Source organism: Actinophytocola sp. (assembly GCF_045807065.1).
Classification (GTDB): Bacteria; Actinomycetota; Actinomycetes; order Mycobacteriales; family Pseudonocardiaceae; genus Actinophytocola.
This window is the reverse complement of the sequence record NZ_JBJMIE010000429.1, coordinates 1-4,638: the sequence shown is the minus strand read 5'-3', so window position 1 is coordinate 4,638 and position 4,638 is coordinate 1. Positions and strand designations below refer to the sequence as shown.

The window sequence follows — 4,638 nt, the reverse complement described above, 5'->3', positions numbered from 1 at the left end:
GCTGCTCGGGCTCATCGCCGGGTGGGACGAGCGGATCGTCGGTGTCGTTCGTGCGGCCGGGTCCCTGAGCGGGCCGCCGGTGTCTGGACTGACGAGCACGGAGGCCCCTGCGAGGAACGAGCCCGGGGCCTCCGCGCGCAGGAGGGAAGACGCCGGGTCAGGGCCGCGAACCGCCGAGCGGAGCGAGGCCATCGAACACAGGTGGGAGTCCAGCTCGGCGCACACCTCGTCGAGTGCCGCGGCGAACACGGGGTAGGTCTCGGCCAGCTGCTGGCCCATGCCGACCCGCTGGGCGCCCTGCCCGGTGGCCAGGAACGCGACCTTGCCCGACGCGGGCGAGCCGGTGATCCCGGCGCCGTCGGCCAGTGCCTTCAGCCCGCGCCGCAGCGTGTCGCGGTCGGCGGCGGTGACCACGCCGCGCCTGGGGAAGCCGGCGCGTGCGGTGGCCAGGGTGTAGGCGATGTCCGGCAGCGGCGCGAGGTCCCCACCGTCCAGATGGGACAGCAGGCGGTTCGCCTGGCCGCGCAGCGCGGCGTCGGTGCGGCCGGAGAGCACGAACGGCAGTGCCACGCCGTCGAGCTCACGGCCGTCCGGCACCTGCTCGGCTTCCGGGGCCTCGATGATGACGTGGGCGTTGGTGCCGCTGATGCCGAACGAGGAGATCCCCGCCCGCCACGGCCGGTTCACCGCCGGCAGGGTCCGCTGCTCGGTGAGCAGCTCGACCGCGCCGGAGGTCCAGTCCACCTGGGACGTGGGTGTGTCGACGTTGAGGGTCGCCGGCAGCACGCCGTCGCGCAGCGCGCCGACCATCTTGATCACCCCGGCGACGCCGGCCGCGGCCTGTGTGTGGCCGATGTTGGACTTCACCGAGCCGAGCAGCAGCGGGTGCCGGCGGTCCTGGCCGTAGGTGGCGAGCAGCGCGGTGGCCTCGATCGGGTCGCCGAGCCTGGTGCCGGTGCCGTGGGCCTCGACGGCGTCGACGTCCGCCGTGGACAGTCCGGCGTCGGCGAGTGCCGCCCGGATGACCCGCTCCTGGGCCAGCCCGTTCGGGGCGGTCAGGCCGTTGGACGCGCCGTCCTGGTTGATCGCCGAGCCACGCACGATCGCCAGCACCGGGTGGCCGTTGCGCCGCGCGTCGGAGAGCCGCTCGACCAGCAGCATGCCCACGCCCTCGGCGAAGCCCGTGCCGTCCGCCGAGTCGGCGAACGCCTTGACCCTGCCGTCCGCGGCGAGGCCGCGCTGGCGGGCGAACTCGATGAGCAGGTGCGGGGTGGACATCACCGTCACGCCACCGGCCAGTGCCAGGTCGCACTCGCCGGCCCGCAGCGAGCGGGCCGCCAGGTGCAGTGCCACCAGCGACGACGAGCACGCGGTGTCCACGGTGATCGCCGGGCCCTCGAAGCCGAAGGCGTAGGCCACGCGGCCGGAGGCGACGCTGGCCGCCGAGCCGTTGCCGAGGTAGCCGGCGACGTCGTCCGGCACGTCGTGCACGCGGCCGGCGTAGTCGTGGTATACGGTGCCGGCGAACACGCCGGTCCGGCTGCCGCGCAAGGTGGTCGGGTCGATCCCGGCCCGTTCGACCGCCTCCCACGAGGTCTCCAGCAGCAGTCGCTGCTGTGGGTCCATCGCGATGGCCTCCCGCGGCGAGATGCCGAAGAAGGTCGGGTCGAAGTCCGCGACGTCGTAGAGGAAGCCGCCGGTGCGGGTGTAGGTCCTGCCGGGTGTGCCGGGCTCCGGGTGGTAGATGCCGTCGGTGTCCCAACCGCGGTCGCGGGGGAACTCGGCGACCGCCGAGCCGCCGGCGGCCAGCAGGTCCCACAGCTGCTCCGGGGTGCGCACCTCGCCCGGGAACCGGCAGCTCATCGCGACGATGGCGATCGGCTCGTCGGCGGCGGCCGCGGCGGGGACCGTGACCGGCGCCTGCGCCTGGGTGCCGACGAGTTCCGCTTCGAGGTGGGCGGCCAGCGCGGTGGCGTCCGGGTAGCTGAACACCACGGTGGCGGGCAGCGTCAGGCCGGTGGCGGCGTTGAGCCGGTTGCGCAGCTCGACCGCGGTGAGCGAGTCGAAGCCCAGCTCCTTGAACGCGCGGTGCGGGTCGATCGCGTCGGCCGCGGCGTGGCCGAGGACGGCGGCCGCGTTGTCGCGCACCAGGTCCAGCAGCAGCTCGGCGCGTCGCTGCGGGGCGAGCGCGGCGAGTGTGCCGGCCAGACCGGCCGGCGTGCCCGCGGTGGCGGCGACCCCGCGGCGGACCGGGGTGCGGACCAGGCCACGCAGCAGCGGCTGCCGGGTGTCCCGCAAGGCGGCGAGGTCCAGCGTGATCGGCACCAGGACCGGGTTCGGGTCGGCCATGGCCGCGTCGAACAGGGCGAGCCCGTCGGCGGCGGTCATCGCGACGGCGCCGCCCCGCCTGATGCGGGCGATGTCCATCTCGGACAGCCGGCCGGCCATGCCGGTCTCCTCGGCCCACAGGCCCCAGTCCAGGGACTTGCCCGGCAGGCCCTGCGCGTGCCGGTGGGTGGCGAGCGCGTCGAGGAACGCGTTGCCGGCCGCGTAGTTGGCCTGGCCCGGGTTGCCCAGCACACCGGCGGCGGCGGCGAACAGGACCAGCTGGGCGGTCGGCGCCAGCTCGTGCAGGTGCAGCGCGGCGTCCACCTTGACCGCGAGGACCCGGTCGAACTGGTCGCGGGTCAGCGCGGTGACGACGCCGTCGTCGACGACGCCCGCGGTGTGCAGCACGGCGGTCAGGTCGGCCACCGTGGACAGGAGTGCGGCGAGCGCTGCGCGGTCGGTGACGTCGCAGGCCTCGAGCCGGACGGTGGCGCCGGCCTCGGTCAGGTCGGCCACCAGCTCGGCCGCGCCGTCCGCGGCGGGGCCCCGGCGGGAGACCAGCACCAGGTTCCTGGCGCCGTGGTTCGTGACCAGGTGCCGGGCCACCAGCTCACCGAGACCGCCGACGGCGCCGGTGACCAGGACGGTGCCGGAGGTGTCCACGCGCCCTTCGTCCGTGCTGGGTTCCGCACGGGCCAGGCGGGGTACGGAGACCTCGCCGGCGCGGATGGTCAGCTGCGGCTCGCCGGTGGCGATCGCGGCGCCCAGGACCTCGTGGGACGCGGCGTCGCCGTCGATGTCCACCAGCACGATCCGGTCCGGCCGCTCGGACTGCGCCGAGCGCGCCATGCCCCAGATCGGCGCGTGGGTCAGGTCGTCCGGGCCGCGGGTGAGCAGCACCAGCAGGCCGTCCTCGGCCGCGAGGTGGGTGACGATCCGTTGGTGCACGGACGCGGTCAGCTCGTGCACCTGCGCCGCCAGCTCGCCAGCCAGCTCGCCCGCCAGCTCCGTGCCGGTGAGGTCGAGCGGCCGCCAGGCCGGTGGGACCTGGCCCGGGGTCGTGGCAAGCGGTGTCGGGGTGACCCGGTACAGCGAGTCGGTCGACGTGCTCGGGGCGGCGGCCACCGGACGGATCAGCAGCGAGCCGACCGTCGCCACGGGTGCGCCGGTGGCGTCGGCGATGGTCAGGGCCAGTTCTTCCGCACCGGACAGCTTCACGCGCAGCGCGGTGGCACCGGTGGCGTGCACGGCGACCCGCGCGAAGCAGAAGGCCAGCCTGCCCTCGCCGTCGCCATCGCTTCCGTCGGCGGCGGCGAGTGCGTGCAGGCAGGCGTCGAACAGCGCCGGGTGCAGGTTGAACCCGCGCACCGGCACGTCGTCGGGCAGCACCACCTCCGCGTACGTGGCGGTGCCGTCCCGCCACACGCGGCGCAGGCACTGGAACGTCGGCCCGTAGTCGACGCCGAGTGCGGCCAGGGTGTCGTAGGCCTCGGTCACGTCGACCTCGGCCGCGCCGGCCGGCGGCCACACCGTGAGCCCGTCACCCGCCGCCGCGCCCGTGCCGAGCACCCCGCTGGCGTGCTTGGTCCAGGTGTCGGTGCCGGCCGGCCGCGCGTGGATGGTGATCTCGCGGCGGTCGTGCTCGTCCGGGTCGCCGACCTGGACCTGCAGCTGCACCGAGCCTTCGGCGGGCAGCACCAGCGGCGCGTGCAGCAGCAGCTCGACGACCTGGTCGCAGCCCACCTCGTCGCCGGCCCGCAGCGCCAGCTCGACGAACGCGGTGCCGGGGAAGATCACCTGGTCGCGCACGACGTGGTCGGCGAGCCACGGGTGGCTGCGGATCGAGAGGCGGCCGGTGAACAGGACGCCGTCGCCGCCGGCCAGCGCGACCGCGCCGCCGAGCAGCGGGTGGTCGGCGCCGCCGAGTCCGAGGCTGGCCGCGTCACCGGCCGGGGCGAGGGTGTCCAGCCAGTACCGCTCGCGCTGGAAGGCGTAGGTGGGCAGGGCGACGGCCGTGGCGTCGCCGTAGGCCGGGGTGAGGTCGGCAGGCAGGCCGGCGGACTTCGCCTCGCCGAGCGAGGTGAAGAAGCGGACCAGGCCGCCCTCGTCGCGGCGCAGGGTGCCGATCGCGACGGCGCCGGGGGTGTCCGTGCTGTCGACCGTGTCCTGGACGGCCATCGTGAGCACCGGGTGCGGGCTCGACTCGACGAAGTACTGGTACCCGTCGGCCACCATCGCTCGCACGGCGGGTTCCAGCCGCACGGTCGCCCGCAGGTTGCGGTACCAGTACTCGGCGTCGAGCGTGCTGGT

The 4,638-nt window shown here is 75.2% G+C and carries 1 protein-coding gene; it reads right to left on the bottom strand.

The features are described 5' to 3' along the window. Positions 1-4,638: type I polyketide synthase (locus ACJ73U_RS25205; protein ID WP_407780180.1), on the bottom strand; the 4,638-nt coding region annotated here is incomplete at both ends.